Raw genomic sequence first — 16,130 nt, 5'->3', positions numbered from 1 at the left:
CCAGACTAATGCAATGTAATTTGTTTATGTGAAATCGTGTTGATCTGCGCACGGATCATCTCGCTAATCGGATCCTCCGGACACTGCTCAACGAAATAATTGAGATCCAGCAGCGCCACGTGATCGCACTCCAGTTGGGCGTAGATAAGCCCGCGGTCGCGAATTTCATACGGGTCCTCTGGATTAAACTGCAGCAGCGCTTCGCTGGCGCGCAGCGCCAGTTCCATCTGCCGCTCTTCCATCAGCGCCGATTTCAGCGTATCGAGCAGTTTGCGGATCACTTCGGCGTTGTCGGCCTCATCGAGATCTTCATTAAACAGCTCGGCCACCGGGCTGATATTTCCCTTCAGCCACACCTCAAGCGTGTGTTCATCAAGCGTTTCGCCGTTGAATGGGTTAATCAGCCACATCTCTTCGCTGGTGTCCGGGTCGGCGCGCAGCAACATCTGCGTCGGGAAGATAACCGGCACCACCGGCAGATCCAGACGCTGGGCAATCCATAACAGAATCGCCCCCAGCGACACAGCGCTTCCCTGGCGATTCACCAGCACTTTATCCAGCCATAGCGCATCGGACAGACGATAGATGCCCTGCGATGCGCCGAAGCCCCACTCGTGATAGAACAATTCCAGCAACCGGTCGAGCTGACGCTCCTGATCCCAGGAGGTGGCAATTTCTTCCTGCGCCAGTGTTAACAACCGCTGCAGCTCATCCTGCACAAAGTGCGTCGGAAAGTCGTCGCGGATCAATTCAGAAATGAGGACCATGCCTTCGCATAATGGCGCTTTGTTAAATTCGAAATCAGCTAATGACCTCATGCCTTACCCCAGTAACGGTATTCTTGTGATGGCGAGTTGAACGATGAAGAACAACACCACCAGCGCCAGCAGAAAGGCGATGAACCGGGTCTGCTGGCGGCGCGGGCGACGTCGGCCCAACGCAATAAATCCTAATGCGATGTAAATGATAACGCCAAACAGCTTTTCAGTCAGCCATGCGCCATCTTCGGTAAACGGCAGATAGTGCGTTATCGCCATTAATCCCGCGCCGCTGAGGAACAGCAGCGTATCGCTACAATGCGGCGCAATACGTACCCAGCGCTGATTGAGCATCGCGCTACCGCTGTAGGTCCACCAGTAACGCAACACGAAAAGCCCGACGGATGTCACCACGCAGGCAATATGCAAATAGAGTACTGCAGTAAATAAATTCATTCGCCGGCTTGCTCCTTGTGCGGCCAACGCCCGAGAGTCAGACGTTCGTTATCGCCATAATCGCGGCAGGTCTCGACGTCGCGATATCCTGCTTCATTAAACAATGCGCGTACCGCTTCGCCCTGTTTCCAGCCATGTTCCAGTAGCATAAAACCATCGGGTAGCAGGTAGTTGCGTCCTTCACGGATGATATGCGCTAAATCGGCCAGTCCCTGGTCGGCGGCGACCAATGCCGTTCTCGGCTCGAAGCGAACATCCCCTTCGGCAAGATGCGGATCGGTTTCATCGATATAGGGGGGATTACTGACAATCATCGCGAACCGCTGCTCCTTGAGCGCGCTAAACCAGTCGCTTTGCAGCACGGTCACGTTGTTGAGAGCGAGATGAGCGGCATTGCGCGCGGCGAGCGCCGCGGCGTCAGGCATAAAATCAACGGCAATAATCTCGCAGTCCGCCCGCTCGCTGGCCAGCGCCAGAGCGATAGCGCCGGTGCCGGTGCCAAGATCCAGGATGCGGCAGGCCGTCTGCGGCAAGCGTACCAGCGCCTGCTCGACCAGGCATTCTGTGTCGGGGCGCGGGATAAGCGTCGCCGGCGAGACAAACAGCGGCAGCGACCAGAACTCGCGCTGACCCACCAGATGCGCCACCGGCTCGCCGTTGGCGCGGCGCGCCAGCAATGCTTCCAGTTCCGCCAACTGTTCCGCCGTCAATACGGTTTCGTCAAAAGCGAGGATCCAGGTCCGCGCTTTGCTGGTGACGTGCCCCAGTAAGATCTCGGCGTCGCGACGCGGGCTTTCGCTCGCGCCGAGCCGGGCTATCGCCTGAGTGAGCCACTGTCGGAAGGTCATCATTCCTGCTCGGAAAGCGCCGCCAGCTGGTCAGCCTGGAATTCCTGCACAATCGGTTCGATCAGCATATCCAGTTTGCCTTCCATGGTTTCATCCAGACGGTAAAGGGTCAGGTTGATACGGTGGTCGGTCACGCGGCCCTGCGGGAAGTTGTAGGTACGGTTGCGGTCGCTGCGGTCACCGCTGCCCAGCAGATTACGACGGGTAGACGCTTCCGCCTGCTGACGCTTGGCGACTTCGGCGGCGCGAATACGCGCGCCCAGCACCGACAGCGCCTTGGCTTTGTTTTTATGCTGCGAACGTTCGTCCTGACATTCAACGACGATACCGGTCGGCAAGTGGGTAATACGGATAGCGGAGTCGGTGGTGTTGACGTGCTGGCCGCCCGCCCCCGAGGAACGGAAGGTATCGATACGCAGGTCCGCCGGGTTGATATCCGGCATTTCGGCTTCCGGCAGCTCCGGCATCACCGCCACGGTACAGGCGGAGGTGTGGATACGCCCCTGCGATTCGGTCGCCGGAACGCGCTGGACACGATGGCCGCCGGATTCAAATTTCAGCCGCCCATAGACGCCATCGCCGCTGATCTTGGCAATCACTTCTTTAAATCCACCATGTTCGCCTTCGTTGGCGCTCATGATTTCGACCCGCCAGCGGCGGGCTTCAGCGTAGCGGGTGTACATGCGGAAGAGATCGCCGGCGAACAGCGCCGCTTCATCGCCACCGGTGCCGGCGCGAACTTCGACAAAAGCGTTGCGCTCATCGTCTGGATCTTTCGGCAGCAGCAGCACCTGCAGCTGCTGTTCCAGCGCTTCGCTTTTTTCTTTGGCATCGCGCAGCTCTTCCTGCGCCATTTCGCGCATTTCCGGATCGTCGAGCATCATCTGCGCGGTTTCGATATCGTCCTGCACCTGGCGCCAGTCGGTATAGCAGCGGGCGACATCGCCAAGCTGCGCATATTCGCGCGACAGCGCGCGGAAACGATCCTGGTCGGCAATGGTGGCGGCGTCGCCAAGCAGCGCCTGAACTTCTTCATGGCGTTCGTACAGAGCTTCCAGTTTAGCAACAATAGAAGGCTTCATAGGCGTGAATTCACCCTGTCTTTAAATAGAGAAATGTGCGCTATTCCAGCCCGAGGCTGTTGCGCAGAATATGCAGGCGTTCATCATCCCCGTCACGGGCAGCCTGCTGAAGAGATTTGGTTGGAGCGTGGATCAGGCGGTTGGTCAGCTTACGGGCCAGATCTTGCATAATTTCCTGCGCATCGCCGCCCTGCTCCAGCGCGGCAAGCGCTTTCGCCGTCAGCTCCTCGCGAACCTGCTCGGATTGGGAACGATATTCGCGGATAGTCTCGCTGGCGCTTTGGGCGCGCAGCCAGGCCATAAATTCGCTGGTTTCCTGCTCGACGATCGATTCCGCCTGCACCGCCGCGGCCTTACGCTGCGCCAGATTGTGCTGAATGATATTTTGCAGGTCATCAACGCTGTACAGATAGGCGTTGGCCAGCTTGCCGACTTCCGGCTCGACGTCGCGGGGCACCGCGATATCTACCAGCAGCATCGGCTGATTGCGGCGCGCCTTCAGCGCGCGCTCGACCATCCCTTTGCCGATGATCGGCAGCGGGCTGGCGGTAGAACTGATAATGATATCGGCGTCTTTTAAGCGCTCGTCGATATCGCTGAGGGCGATAACTTCCGCGCCGACTTCATCCGCCAGCGCCTGGGCGCGTTCACGGGTGCGGTTGGCAATCACCATTTTGCGAACGTTATGTTCGCGCAGATGGCGGGCGACCAGTTCTATCGTTTCCCCCGCGCCAACCAGTAACACCGTGACGCTGGAGAGCGATTCAAAAATTTGTCGCGCCAGCGTACAGGCGGCGAAAGCAACGGAAACGGCGCTGGCGCCGATATCGGTTTCGGTACGTACACGCTTAGCCACCGAGAACGATTTCTGGAACATGCGCTCCAGTTCGCTGACGTTCAGATGGCCGCGGCTGGAATCCGCAAACGCTTTTTTCACCTGCCCGAGGATTTGCGGCTCGCCAAGCACGAGTGAATCCAGGCCGCTGGCGACACGCATCAGATGGCTGACGGCGTCGTTATCCTGATGCCAATAAAGACTTTTACGTAGGTCTTCTTCATTCAGGCCGTGGAAGTCACATAGCCAGCGGATCAGCGCTTCCTGCAGGTTGTCCTGCTCTTCAACGCTGAGATACAGCTCCGTGCGATTACAGGTTGATAGCACCACCCCGCCCTGCACCATTGGCTGAGCCAATAAGCTCTCCAGCGCCTTGTCGAGCGTATCCGGCGAAAACGTTACGCGTTCTCGCAGCGCTACCGGAGCTGTTTTGTGGTTGATGCCAAGAGCTAAAAGGGTCATGGTGAGGGAATAGTACCAGCGTTGCTAAGGTTAGTCTGAGCGCATCATACAGGATGCGCGTACTCAATAAAAGAGACGCCCCCCTTTTGGAGTAATAGTCAGGGCTTAATAGCCACTAACGGTAATTTTTTGATTTCAGACAACTTGAACGTAGACGCTATCGGCCAGCGACGCTAGCATTAAGGGTTATTATTGCAACCCGCTACACAAATCGGTGTGCGAACCATCAGTCGCCGCATTTCACTGTAGACATCAAGGATTTGTCATCATTATGAATCGACTGTTCCGCCTGCTGCCGTTGGCAAGCCTCGTTCTGACCGCCTGTGCAATCAATACTCCGCCGCAAGGGCCCGGCAAAAGCCCGGATTCCCCACAGTGGCGCCAGCACCAGCAGGATGTCCGCAACCTTAACCAGTTCCAGACTCGCGGGGCGTTTGCCTATCTGTCCGATGAGCAGAAAGTGTATGCCCGTTTCTTCTGGCAACAAACCGGCCAGGACCGCTACCGCCTGCTGCTGACCAACCCGCTTGGCAGCACCGAACTGTCATTAACCGCGCAGCCGGGCGGCGTCCAATTGATTGACAACAAAGGCCAGACTTACAACGCCACCGATGCCGAAGAGATGATTGGCCGCCTGACCGGCATGCCGATCCCGCTTAACAGCCTGCGTCAGTGGATTATCGGCCTGCCGGGCGATGCCACCGACTATTCGCTGGATGACCAGTACCGCCTGCGCGAACTCAACTACACGCAGAACGGTAAAACCTGGCACGTGACCTACAGCGGCTACACCAGCGACACCAAACCCACCCTGCCGTCTAATATGGAACTCAACAACGGCAGCCAGCGCATCAAGCTGAAAATGGATAACTGGATTGTGAAATGATGAGTCGCTGGCCCGCCCCTGCAAAATTGAATCTCTTTTTGTATATCACCGGTCAACGCGCCGATGGATATCACACGCTGCAGACGCTGTTTCAGTTTCTCGACTATGGCGACATGCTGACTATTGAACCACGCCGCGACGGGAAACTGCGGCTGTTAACGCCGGTCGCCGGCGTGCCGGATGAAGAGAACCTGATTATTCGCGCCGCCAGGCTACTGATGGCGGCGGCGGAGTCTCACGGTCAACTCCCCACTGGCAGCGGCGCGGATATCAGCATCGACAAACGCCTGCCGATGGGCGGCGGCTTAGGTGGCGGCTCTTCCAATGCCGCGACGGTGCTGGTAGCCCTCAATCATCTGTGGGGCTGCGGGCTTAGCGAAGACCAACTGGCGACGCTTGGGCTACAGCTCGGCGCCGATGTCCCGGTTTTCGTTCGCGGCCACGCGGCGTTTGCCGAAGGGGTTGGCGAGATTCTCACCCCGGTCGATCCGCCGGAAAAATGGTATCTGGTCGCCCACCCGGGCGTGAGTATCCCGACGCCGATCATTTTTCGCGATCCGGAGTTACCACGAAATACCCCGAGCAGGTCAATTAATACCTTACTAAACTGTGAATTCGGCAACGATTGCGAGGTTATCGCAAGAAAATGTTTTCGTGAGGTTGATGCAACGCTTTCCTGGCTGTTAGAATACGCGCCGTCGCGCCTGACTGGCACAGGAGCCTGTGTCTTTGCTGAATTTGACACCGAATCCGCCGCTCGTCAGGTGCTGGAAAAAGCCCCGGAATGGCTGCAAGGCTTTGTTGCGCGAGGAATTAATGTCTCGCCGCTGAAGCAAGCCCTACTGAAGTAATTCTGCTTTTTGCATGAATAACGGCAAGTTTGCCGGGCAAACAGAGTATCGGTGACAACGTCACCCTGTTCCAGACGTTGCATCGTGCTCTTTAATACACCGCCTGGATGAGATGGCGCCGGCCCGCACAGTTTAATGGCCCGTTTCATCCACCACTGGACGCATGCCTGAGGTTCTTCTCGTGCCTGATATGAAGCTTTTTGCTGGTAACGCCACCCCGGAACTAGCACAACGTATTGCCAACCGCCTGTACACTTCTCTTGGCGACGCCGCTGTAGGTCGTTTTAGCGACGGCGAAGTCAGCGTACAAATCAACGAAAACGTACGCGGTGGTGATATTTTCATCATCCAGTCCACTTGTGCTCCCACCAATGACAACCTGATGGAATTGGTTGTTATGGTTGATGCCCTGCGTCGCGCTTCTGCAGGCCGTATCACCGCTGTTATCCCTTACTTCGGCTATGCCCGCCAGGACCGTCGCGTACGTTCCGCTCGTGTGCCAATCACCGCAAAAGTCGTCGCTGACTTCCTGTCCAGTGTCGGCGTTGACCGCGTTCTGACCGTTGACCTGCACGCTGAACAGATTCAGGGCTTCTTTGATGTTCCTGTTGATAACGTATTCGGTAGCCCAATTCTGCTCGAAGATATGCTGCAGCTGAATCTGGACAACCCGATCGTGGTTTCTCCGGACATCGGCGGCGTGGTTCGCGCTCGCGCTATCGCAAAGCTGCTGAACGATACCGACATGGCGATCATCGATAAACGCCGCCCGCGCGCTAACGTTTCTCAGGTGATGCATATCATCGGCGACGTCGCTGGCCGTGACTGCGTGATGGTTGATGACATGATCGATACCGGCGGCACCCTGTGTAAAGCAGCGGAAGCGCTGAAAGAACGCGGTGCGAAACGTGTCTTCGCCTACGCGACTCACCCGATCTTCTCCGGCAATGCTATCCAGAACATTAAAAACTCTGTGATTGATGAATTCGTCGTCTGCGATACCATTCCGCTGACGCCGGAAATCAAAGCGCTGGACAAAGTCCGTACCCTGACCCTGTCTGGTATGCTGGCCGAAGCGATTCGTCGTATCAGCAACGAAGAATCCATTTCTGCTATGTTCGAGCACTAATCGAGCCCAGCCGAAAAACCCGCTGCGGCGGGTTTTTTTGTCTCTGGTTCATATTTGTATGACTAATGCCTCCTTCACCTGCCATTCAGTTGACAGATGATGCGCTCATGGATGAAACATTATTGTGAATAGATTATTTTCCTCACATGTGATGCCTTTCCGCGCCCTCATCGACGCTTGCTGGAAAGAAAAGTACACCGCATCGCGCTTTACCCGCGATCTCATCGCCGGAATAACCGTCGGGATCATCGCTATCCCGCTGGCGATGGCGTTAGCAATTGGCAGCGGCGTAGCGCCGCAATATGGACTTTACACCTCGGCGGTGGCGGGGATTGTCATCGCCCTGACCGGCGGTTCGCGCTTTAGCGTTTCCGGCCCCACCGCGGCCTTCGTGGTGATCCTCTATCCGGTGTCACAACAGTTTGGCCTTGCCGGCCTGCTGGTGGCGACGCTAATGTCGGGTATTTTCTTAATCCTTTTCGGCCTCGCCCGCTTTGGCCGTCTGATTGAATATATCCCGCTTTCAGTCACCCTTGGCTTTACCTCTGGTATCGGCATCACTATCGGTACCATGCAAATTAAAGACTTCCTTGGTCTGCAGATGGCGCATGTCCCAGAGCATTATCTGCAGAAAGTCGGCGCGCTGGTGATGGCGCTGCCGACAATTAACGTTGGCGATGCCGCCATCGGTATCGTGACGCTGGGTATTCTGATTTTCTGGCCGCGTTTGGGCATCCGCTTGCCGGGGCACCTGCCGGCGCTGCTGGCGGGCTGCGCGGTGATGGGTATCGTTAATGTGCTTGGCGGGCATGTGGCGACCATCGGCTCGCAGTTCCACTATGTACTCGCCGACGGCAGCCAGGGCAATGGTATCCCGCAGCTGCTGCCGCAACTGGTGTTGCCGTGGGATATGCCGGGCTCGGAGTTTACCCTGAGCTGGTCGTCGCTGCGCGCGCTGCTGCCTGCCGCCTTCTCTATGGCGATGCTGGGTGCCATTGAATCACTGCTCTGCGCGGTGGTGCTCGACGGTATGACCGGCACCAAGCACAAAGCGAACAGCGAGCTGGTAGGCCAGGGCCTTGGCAATATCATCGCGCCGTTCTTTGGCGGTATCACCGCCACCGCGGCGATTGCCCGCTCCGCGGCTAACGTACGCGCTGGCGCAACTTCGCCGATTTCCGCGGTGATCCATGCCCTGCTGGTGATCCTCGCATTGTTAATCCTCGCCCCGCTGCTCTCATGGCTGCCGCTGTCGGCCATGGCCGCCCTGCTGCTGATGGTAGCGTGGAACATGAGCGAAGCGCATAAGGTGATTAACCTGCTACGCCACGGACCAAAAGATGACATCGTCGTACTGTTGATGTGCATGTCGCTGACCGTGCTGTTCGATATGGTCATCGCCATTAGCGTCGGTATCGTGCTGGCTTCGCTGCTGTTTATGCGCCGCATCGCGCGCATGACGCGACTGGCGTCAGTCAACGTTGAAGTGCCGGACGATGTACTGGTGCTACGGGTGATCGGCCCGCTGTTTTTCGCCGCGGCGGAAGGGTTGTTCACCGATTTGGAAAGCCGGATTGAAGGCAAACGCGTGGTGGTGCTGAAGTGGGATGCGGTACCGGTGCTGGATGCCGGTGGTCTTGACGCGTTCCTGCGCTTTGTGAAACGCCTGCCGGAAGGCTGCGAGCTGCGGGTATCGAACCTTGAATTCCAGCCGCTGCGTACCCTGGCGCGCGCAGGGGTTCAGCCAATTCCGGGACGCCTGAGCTTCTACCCAGACCGTACTGCGGCACTGGCGGATATAGAATTAGGGCAATAAATGAGAGGCTCGCCGGAAAGGCTATCCGGCGAGCTGAATTCCGTTAGCTGTGACGGTGCGGATCGCGGCGGCAGCGTTTATCGTAATGGCGAACCCACCAATAGCGGTCGGTGACTCTTTCATGACCGCCTACGCGAGCGCCCGCCAGCCACAAAACGGCGCCGACGAAAATACTCAACACGGCGCCATGAGCAAAGAATTGCGGCAGGTTAAGCTGTGGAAGCTGGTTTAAAATAGAGTAACCAACGCCGACCACCATCACAACCAACCCTAAACCCATCAGTATGTTACCGAGTAACGAAGCGTTTCTGCGTTTCATATGTCACCTCCGGACCTTGGGCTGCATGGGAATATCCCCAAAATTTATAGGTTAAGTATAGACAATGGAGATATGAGTGATTGCGTTAGTGATCACATTCGGGAACATCTGATCAACAAAAGTTTACAAATAAGCCACTGAACAACATCAAATTCTAATGGTTCAAAGGAGAAATTATCAGTAAGGGTAGCGTTTCGCCGGCAGAATTTTGTCAAGCGCCGACGCAGGCAGTACACTACGCGGCAAAGAACGACCCATGCAGGAATAAAAAGTGACGATAAAACTGATTGTCGGCCTGGCTAACCCCGGCGCGGAATACGCGGCAACGCGCCATAACGCTGGCGCCTGGTACGTAGATTTACTGGCGGAGCGCCACCGCGCGCCGCTGCGCGAAGAGAGCAAATTCTTTGGCTATACCTCGCGCCTCAACCTGGCCGGGGAAGACGTGCGCCTGCTGGTGCCGACTACCTTTATGAATCTCAGCGGCAAGGCCGTGGCAGCGATGGCCACCTTTTACCGCATTAATCCGGACGAAATTCTGGTCGCTCACGACGAGCTCGATTTACCGCCCGGCGTCGCTAAATTTAAACTTGGCGGCGGGCACGGCGGCCATAATGGCTTGAAGGACATAATCAGCAAGTTGGGTAATAACCCTAACTTTCACCGCTTACGCGTCGGAATTGGCCATCCGGGCGACAAAAACAAAGTTGTCGGTTTTGTGCTGGGTAAACCACCGGCCAGCGAACAGAAGTTAATTGACGAAGCGGTTGATGAAGCGGCGCGTTGTACCGAGGTGTGGCTGAAAGACGGTTTAACTAAAGCAACCAACCGTTTACACGCGTTTAAAGCGCAATAAGCGTTCGACGTGCGGAATTTTTGCCGCACACCGTGTATAATAGGCGAAGCTATTTACTTTTCTACAGTCTGTTATTCATAACAGACTGATTATCCAAAGATTAAGGTGATTTAAATCATGGGATTCAAATGCGGTATCGTCGGTTTGCCCAACGTCGGCAAATCCACCCTGTTCAATGCGCTCACCAAAGCAGGTATTGAAGCGGCCAACTTCCCGTTCTGTACCATTGAGCCGAACACCGGTGTCGTACCGATGCCCGATCCGCGTCTGGACAAACTGGCAGAGATCGTCAAGCCGCAGCGTATCCTGCCGACGACCATGGAATTCGTTGATATTGCCGGTCTGGTTAAAGGCGCGTCCAAAGGCGAAGGTCTGGGCAACCAGTTCCTGACCAATATCCGTGAAACCGAAGCCATCGGCCACGTAGTGCGTTGCTTTGAAAATGACAACATTATCCACGTCGCGGGTAAAGTTGACCCGGCGGAAGATATTGACGTTATCAACACCGAGCTGGCGCTGTCCGACCTCGATACCTGCGAACGCGCCATTCACCGCGTTTCCAAGAAAGCCAAAGGCGGCGATAAAGACGCTAAAGTTGAACTGGCCGCGCTGGAAAAATGTCTGCCGCAGCTGGAAAAAGCTGGCATGCTGCGCGCGCTGGATCTGAGCAAAGAAGAGAAAGAAGCGATCCGCTATCTGAGCTTCCTGACCCTGAAGCCAACCATGTACATCGCCAACGTTAACGAAGACGGTTTTGAAAACAACCCGTATCTCGACCAGGTTCGCGCTATCGCTGAGCAAGAAGGTTCTGTGGTAGTTCCGGTTTGCGCCGCCGTTGAATCCGACATTGCCGAGCTGGACGACGAAGAGCGTGATGAGTTTATGGCCGAGCTGGGCCTTGAAGAGCCGGGCCTGAACCGCGTGATCCGCGCAGGCTACGCTCTGCTGAACCTGCAAACCTACTTCACCGCCGGCGTGAAAGAAGTTCGCGCATGGACTATTCCGGTTGGCGCGACCGCGCCGCAGGCTGCCGGTAAAATCCACACCGACTTCGAAAAAGGCTTTATCCGCGCCCAGACCATCGCCTATGAAGACTTCATTGCTTACAAAGGTGAACAAGGCGCGAAAGAAGCCGGTAAAATGCGTGCGGAAGGCAAAGACTATATCGTTAAAGATGGCGACGTGATGAACTTCTTGTTCAACGTCTAAATCACTTCTGTTGTCTCATGAGGTTTCGCTGAATCCCATAGAAACGGTAAAACTCTATAAAATCCACGCAATTGCGTGGATTTTTCATTTCACAATGTCTCAGCTCATCTCGTAACAACGCTGTCAAAAATGAGTACATGGATGAGTACAACATTCTTCCATCTTCATTTTAAGTGAGTTCAATAACGGTATAATAAATAAACAAGGCCCCGTTATGCTCACCGATACGCAATGCCGCACTGCCAAGCCGAAAGAAAAACTCTATCGACTCAATGACTTCAATGGTCTCTACCTCGAAGTGAAACCCAACGGCAAAAAGGCATGGCGCTATCGGTTTAAACTCAACGGCAAATCAAGCATGTTCGCGTTGGGTGAGTACCCAACGGCCAAACTTGCCGAAGCTCGGGAGAAATGTGAGCAAGCGCGTAAACAAGTCGCGGATGGAGTTAGCCCGACACAGGCTCGCCAGTTAGATAAGATTCGCAAGGTCAACGACGCATCCAACACCTTTGAGCTGATCGCTAAAGAGTGGTTGCAGATGAAAGACTGGGCCGAAATTACCAAAACGCGGCGACTGGATATGCTCGAACGAGTGGTTTTCCCTGCAATTGGTAAACTCCCAGTCAGAGAGATCACTCCACATCACATTCTTAAAATTCTTCAGGAAACGGCTAAGCGCGGCGCTCCGACCGTTGCCGCTGAAGCCCGCCGCACCATTTCATCCGTTTTTGAACTGGCGGTGGCGACGCTCAGAGCAGATAGCGATCCTGTCTGGCCAGTGCGTAAGGCGATTCCGGCGAATAAGACACAGCACAAACAGGCATTAAACCCACAAAAAATCGGGAAGCTATTAAGCTGTTTTGATAACAGTGGTGGCTCATACCAGGTTAACTATTGCATGTGGCTCATGTGGTGGACGCTGGCGCGACCAGCCGAAGTAACTGAGGCTGAATGGACAGAATTCGATCTCGATAACGCACTATGGACCATTCCGTCAACGCGAATGAAAGCCCGCAGAGAACACGTTATTCCCCTTCCCTCCCAGGCTGTCAACATGCTCAGAACGCTACAGAGATTAACCGGGCATCGACAGCACCTTTTTCCGGGCAGGGATAATCCGAAAGGTCCAATGACATCGCACTCCCTGCGCCAGCTACTTAAAAGCCTAGGCTGGAGCGGTACTTATAGCCCGCATGCAACCAGAACTACAGGAAGTACCCGCTTAAACGAGATGGGCTATCGACCTGCTGCTATTGAGGCCCAACTTGCGCACGCTGATACTAACAATGTTCGCCGCACATACAACCATGCAACTTATCTTGATGAGCGTAAAGTGATGATGCAGGAATGGGCTGATATGTTGGACAAATGGATAACAGAATTCGAGCAGAACTTACAGCACTTACTGAACCACGAGGATAGAACTCATTCTTCAGGGTCCACTTTGTGCCAATAGCCGCCATTAACGAAAGCTTGTTCTCCACAATGCTGCCATTTATATTCGGCGATTTACCTTCGGTTTGCTCATGGCAGAAGGTAGATCGTTGACCCTTGGGAAAATATCAATCTGGCATGCAGTTCGTTAGTGGCCGAAACCAATGGTAGATTTTCAAGATTTGCAAAATAACCTCAGGAACTCTTATGAGTTCGCTTGATAATATAGTCTTGCAATGCAGAACCCTGAATCTTTTTTTTCGAGCCATTTAACCTAACCCAAGTTTCTCCAGATGAGTTAAAGTAAAGCAGTTCTGATTGAGAGCTTGGTACGTTCACTTCCAGCACGTAGCCACTATCAGTGTTTGATACTTTGTGAAAAAACACACCTATCTGCGTGGGATCTATAGGCGGCTCAATCACGTTAATTTTATCGCTAACAGACTTCCTGATATCATCCTTCATTTTAGATGTCAATTTCAAGCTTGTGACTATGCCATCATCATTTACCCCCCAAAAAACGCTACCACCTTGGCTATTAAAAAAAGCTAGAATATATTCATCTACTAAGTTCTGAATTGACTTTACTGGATTATTCCCCTTGACCTCCTTGAACTCCACTGTCAAGTCTTCTTCCAAGCAAAATTTTTCTCCCTCAACAAAATTCAACTCTCGGGCCAGATATGTATAATTTGATAAGGTTTGATTGTATAGCATTCTCTCAGCTTCACGCTGTGCGCGAGCGAAGCTCTCCAAACGACTTGAAATAGCATCTAACAGATCTCCGTTTCTAATTGAAAAAACCACTCCCAATACGGTGTAATTAATAAGTGTTACATCGTCATACTGATAATATTTTTTTATTGGCGGGAGAATATCACTCATTAGTGACTGTATTTTCAAAAGATATTCATCAAAAGAAAACGGCTTAACCCAAGCGCCGATATTCATATATTTCGTCTGCATAGTTATCGTCATCCCTCTTTCTGAGTTATCAAGAGAGAGTGCTGACAAGGAAGGATAAACTTCTTGAACCCCTCCTATATAAAAACTAATGCCAGGCGGAATATCTTCAACTCTTGTCCCGTTCAGTTTTGACAGAAAATCAGTCCCGCTTACTTGTAGCTTACTATATTGTGGACTATCCATCAGGTAAGTACCGCTATAAAATAGCTCAACCTTTCCAGCTGAGTATTTAAAATCTATAGTCAAAAAGAACTCCTTATTTGGTGTTGCTTGCGACAAGTAAAACAGGCAATCTGACGCTGTTCCATTCGAAGCAAATTCTATTATGGTTCGAGAGCAGTGTCCACCACACACCGAACTACCAAGGGTTGTTAATAGTTGTCCTAAGCTATGCGTGAATCTTCGCGATGATCTGCAAAATTCTTTGGCAGTGGTCGCGTGTGGCTCTAATTCGTGTGTACTCGTCACTCAGCAGGTTCGGGCTCGCAGCAGTCCCCCAGTAGCGACCAATCGGCGGCCTCGGGCCAGCAGCGGCAGCAGATTGCCAGAGGCTCTCTATACAGAAAACAGAGGATGGCAAGGGACAATTTTATATAAATGTGTATGGTTTATGATAGTTAAACGGCAAAGGATGCCAGTCGACAAGAAGAGGATTTTTTTAGAATTTGATCGGTGGATGGGATTGATTCAGATTGGCACAACAGCCGAAGACATTCATGCTACACATTAGTAATGTTAGGGACTGTGACCAATCAATGACCGCCGCCGTTGTTCCGACGCGCTAACTTAATTGACTCTATATGTGCGCTCCGTGCCATATGCAGACATTAAAAAGAATCGCATGTATTAATCAAAAGGGAGCAGGTCACAGGCTGAGCTCACGGGCAGCGGCAGCGATACCAATACGCTCAGCCAGTTTCAGGGCTTCATCGAGGAATTAGGGTGTGTACTGCTTACGGGCCATTTTGCTGGTCGATGCTGGTTTTGTCATGAGTAATCACCGCTGGCTGAGCGTCAATATATTACGGGTAAGATCATCGAGCGTTGTTTAAGGTAAGCGTTTTCCCCTGGTCTAATTCTCTCCTTCACTCTGCCAGTGAAACTGAAACGCCGATCTTCTTGTATCCTGCATATTGATGACGTAGAAGTTGCGGGGAAAATACTCTGTTGGTGTCTCACTGAAGGTGTTTAATCCGTACAATGCAATTTGTTTTCCTGTTACTTCCGTTGGGTCTGGGATGGTGCAAGAAGGCACACAAAAGACCTTAACAACTGAATTATCGGGTAGCAGGATCTTCAGCGTAAGAAGATGATCGTCACTTTCCGCATCAAGTAATTTTCCACTGATATCGATTCCGCCATGCTGATGATCAGAAAGAGACGGTTGCATCTGCTTGCGAAGCTTTTCTGTCCAGGCCGGGCACGAGCAACGGCAGGGACAATGGGAGCAGTACGTGCCTGGACAAGCCAACTCATATACTGAAAGTGGGATATTCCGTGGCAAAAGTCGATTAATATTTTTGATAATCGTAGTGACCCGTTCAATCAGGTCTGTATTCAGTGCCCCTTCCCAACTATCACGGCTCCCCGTCAGAACTAACCCAATGTTCATATCAGGTGCTCGCTCTCTTACCATTATGCCATAGGCCGCAATCTGTAACAGGTTAGTTTCTTTCGGCTGGTTTAGTTCGTCTGTTACCTTTCCAGTTTTCAAATCAACTACGTTTAGCCGATCGGGTCGCTCCTGATATATGAGGTCGGCCCGCCCATGCATATCGAAATCATTGCTGGTCAGCATAACCTCCCGGCCAACGGGTAATGTTTTTTCGTGTGCAGGGCCCCCTTTTACGAAAACAGGTGGCATAAGCGATCTGACGTAACGGATCTGGGTAACAAGCATTTGGCGTGACACCAGCCCGGCAACGCCGTGACGGTCATATATCCAGTTTGCTACCGGCCCGGCACGTCGATTGGCTTTCAGCTCGATCGAAAAATCATTTTCCAGTTGCCTGAGGGTATAATTCCCAAAAGCGGCCTCCCTGCGTATCACTGAATTGACTCGTTGATGTATTACCTGGCCCAGAATCACTCCCGGGTGCAGCGGTAAACGTGCGTAAGAATGAGCTTCACTTTCCAGCAGGTATTTCGCCGGGCAAATGACGAAGCTCCCCAACAGAGAAGGAAGCACCGGGCGAGTACGCGATAGCGTCATTTCATTCATTG

At 53.4% G+C, this 16,130-nt stretch carries 15 protein-coding genes and 1 pseudogene; 7 read left to right on the top strand and 9 right to left on the bottom strand.

The window, feature by feature from the left end; all coding sequences use genetic code 11:
- Positions 1 to 5 precede the first annotated feature (5 nt).
- Genes sirB1 through hemA form a run of 5 tightly spaced genes read right to left on the bottom strand, consistent with a single transcriptional unit; the run spans position 6 to position 4,441 of the window.
- Positions 6 to 818, bottom strand: a complete 813-nt coding sequence (gene sirB1, locus PGQ95_RS09210; RefSeq protein ID WP_045393803.1) for an invasion regulator SirB1 — start codon at positions 816 to 818, stop codon at positions 6 to 8.
- Between the two features lie 3 nt (positions 819 to 821).
- Positions 822 to 1,214 (bottom strand): invasion regulator SirB2, encoded by a 393-nt coding sequence (gene sirB2, locus PGQ95_RS09205; protein WP_015367107.1) that lies wholly within the window; start codon positions 1,212 to 1,214, stop codon positions 822 to 824.
- Positions 1,211 to 2,062, bottom strand: coding sequence for a peptide chain release factor N(5)-glutamine methyltransferase (prmC, locus tag PGQ95_RS09200; RefSeq protein WP_430918047.1), 852 nt, complete (start codon positions 2,060 to 2,062; stop codon positions 1,211 to 1,213). Before prmC ends, sirB2 begins: the two co-directional genes overlap by 4 nt.
- Positions 2,062 to 3,144, bottom strand: coding sequence for a peptide chain release factor 1 (gene prfA, locus PGQ95_RS09195; RefSeq protein ID WP_015367109.1), 1,083 nt, complete (start codon positions 3,142 to 3,144; stop codon positions 2,062 to 2,064). The genes prmC and prfA overlap by 1 nt, the downstream gene beginning before the upstream one ends.
- Positions 3,145 to 3,184: 40 nt before the next feature.
- Entirely contained in the window at positions 3,185 to 4,441 is a 1,257-nt protein-coding gene (hemA, locus tag PGQ95_RS09190) for a glutamyl-tRNA reductase (RefSeq protein ID WP_015367110.1), read from the bottom strand.
- A 271-nt stretch (positions 4,442 to 4,712) separates the two neighbouring features.
- On the opposite strand from hemA, the gene lolB reads away from it, so the two are divergent.
- From lolB to dauA, 4 genes are all read left to right on the top strand, one after another.
- Positions 4,713 to 5,327 (top strand): lipoprotein insertase outer membrane protein LolB, encoded by a 615-nt coding sequence (lolB, locus tag PGQ95_RS09185; protein WP_015705083.1) that lies wholly within the window; start codon positions 4,713 to 4,715, stop codon positions 5,325 to 5,327.
- A complete protein-coding gene (ispE, locus tag PGQ95_RS09180; RefSeq protein WP_430918045.1) occupies positions 5,327 to 6,178 on the top strand; it encodes a 4-(cytidine 5'-diphospho)-2-C-methyl-D-erythritol kinase in 852 nt (283 codons plus the stop codon). Before lolB ends, ispE begins: the two co-directional genes overlap by 1 nt.
- Positions 6,179 to 6,359: 181 nt before the next feature.
- Entirely contained in the window at positions 6,360 to 7,307 is a 948-nt protein-coding gene (gene prs / locus PGQ95_RS09175; RefSeq protein ID WP_015367113.1) for a ribose-phosphate diphosphokinase, read from the top strand.
- A 124-nt stretch (positions 7,308 to 7,431) separates the two neighbouring features.
- Positions 7,432 to 9,123, top strand: a complete 1,692-nt coding sequence (gene dauA, locus PGQ95_RS09170; protein WP_430917817.1) for a C4-dicarboxylic acid transporter DauA — start codon at positions 7,432 to 7,434, stop codon at positions 9,121 to 9,123.
- 43 nt (positions 9,124 to 9,166) lie between these two features.
- On the opposite strand, the gene ychH is transcribed toward dauA, so the two are convergent.
- Positions 9,167 to 9,442, bottom strand: a complete 276-nt coding sequence (gene ychH / locus PGQ95_RS09165) for a stress-induced protein YchH (protein WP_045393789.1) — start codon at positions 9,440 to 9,442, stop codon at positions 9,167 to 9,169.
- 271 nt (positions 9,443 to 9,713) lie between these two features.
- On the opposite strand from ychH, the gene pth reads away from it, so the two are divergent.
- The 3 genes from pth (at position 9,714) to PGQ95_RS09150 (ending at position 12,963) form a co-directional block, all read left to right on the top strand.
- Positions 9,714 to 10,298 carry an aminoacyl-tRNA hydrolase gene (gene pth / locus PGQ95_RS09160; protein ID WP_015705080.1) on the top strand — a complete coding sequence of 195 codons (585 nt, stop codon included), beginning with the start codon at positions 9,714 to 9,716 and terminating at the stop codon, positions 10,296 to 10,298.
- Positions 10,299 to 10,415: 117 nt separating this feature from the next.
- Positions 10,416 to 11,507: a redox-regulated ATPase YchF gene (gene ychF / locus PGQ95_RS09155; RefSeq protein WP_015705079.1), complete on the top strand. Its 1,092-nt coding sequence runs from the start codon at positions 10,416 to 10,418 to the stop codon at positions 11,505 to 11,507.
- A 214-nt stretch (positions 11,508 to 11,721) separates the two neighbouring features.
- Entirely contained in the window at positions 11,722 to 12,963 is a 1,242-nt protein-coding gene (locus tag PGQ95_RS09150; protein ID WP_430917815.1) for a tyrosine-type recombinase/integrase, read from the top strand.
- A gap of 173 nt (positions 12,964 to 13,136) precedes the next feature.
- Here PGQ95_RS09150 and PGQ95_RS09145 read toward each other — a convergent pair whose 3' ends face one another.
- The 3 genes and pseudogenes from PGQ95_RS09145 to PGQ95_RS09135 form a co-directional block, all read right to left on the bottom strand.
- On the bottom strand, positions 13,137 to 14,153 hold the full coding sequence (locus PGQ95_RS09145) for an ATP-binding protein (protein ID WP_430917813.1): 1,017 nt from the start codon (positions 14,151 to 14,153) through the stop codon (positions 13,137 to 13,139).
- Positions 14,154 to 14,775: 622 nt separating this feature from the next.
- Positions 14,776 to 14,898: pseudogene (locus PGQ95_RS09140) on the bottom strand (IS3 family transposase); the annotation flags it as partial.
- 81 nt (positions 14,899 to 14,979) lie between these two features.
- A complete protein-coding gene (locus PGQ95_RS09135; RefSeq protein ID WP_430917811.1) occupies positions 14,980 to 16,128 on the bottom strand; it encodes a PD-(D/E)XK nuclease family protein in 1,149 nt (382 codons plus the stop codon).
- Positions 16,129 to 16,130 lie beyond the last annotated feature (2 nt).

The organism is Klebsiella sp. 141240 (assembly GCF_050600805.1).
GTDB classification, from domain to species: Bacteria; Pseudomonadota; Gammaproteobacteria; order Enterobacterales; family Enterobacteriaceae; genus Klebsiella; species Klebsiella aerogenes.
Note: the sequence above shows the minus strand (reverse complement) of the source record. Positions and strands in the feature narration are given on the sequence as shown.

Excerpts from the sequence above, each read along its gene's own strand:
- PGQ95_RS09150 (WP_430917815.1), top strand. The coding sequence starts at position 11,722 with ATGCTCACCGATACGCAATGCCGCACTGCCAAGCCGAAAGAAAAACTC.
- PGQ95_RS09135 (WP_430917811.1), bottom strand. The coding sequence starts at position 16,128 with ATGAATGAAATGACGCTATCGCGTACTCGCCCGGTGCTTCCTTCTCTG.
- ispE (WP_430918045.1), top strand. The coding sequence starts at position 5,327 with ATGAGTCGCTGGCCCGCCCCTGCAAAATTGAATCTCTTTTTGTATATC.
- sirB1 (WP_045393803.1), bottom strand. The coding sequence starts at position 818 with ATGAGGTCATTAGCTGATTTCGAATTTAACAAAGCGCCATTATGCGAA.
- hemA (WP_015367110.1), bottom strand. The coding sequence starts at position 4,441 with ATGACCCTTTTAGCTCTTGGCATCAACCACAAAACAGCTCCGGTAGCG.
- prfA (WP_015367109.1), bottom strand. The coding sequence starts at position 3,144 with ATGAAGCCTTCTATTGTTGCTAAACTGGAAGCTCTGTACGAACGCCAT.
- prmC (WP_430918047.1), bottom strand. The coding sequence starts at position 2,062 with ATGACCTTCCGACAGTGGCTCACTCAGGCGATAGCCCGGCTCGGCGCG.
- ychH (WP_045393789.1), bottom strand. The coding sequence starts at position 9,442 with ATGAAACGCAGAAACGCTTCGTTACTCGGTAACATACTGATGGGTTTA.
- lolB (WP_015705083.1), top strand. The coding sequence starts at position 4,713 with ATGAATCGACTGTTCCGCCTGCTGCCGTTGGCAAGCCTCGTTCTGACC.
- ychF (WP_015705079.1), top strand. The coding sequence starts at position 10,416 with ATGGGATTCAAATGCGGTATCGTCGGTTTGCCCAACGTCGGCAAATCC.
- sirB2 (WP_015367107.1), bottom strand. The coding sequence starts at position 1,214 with ATGAATTTATTTACTGCAGTACTCTATTTGCATATTGCCTGCGTGGTG.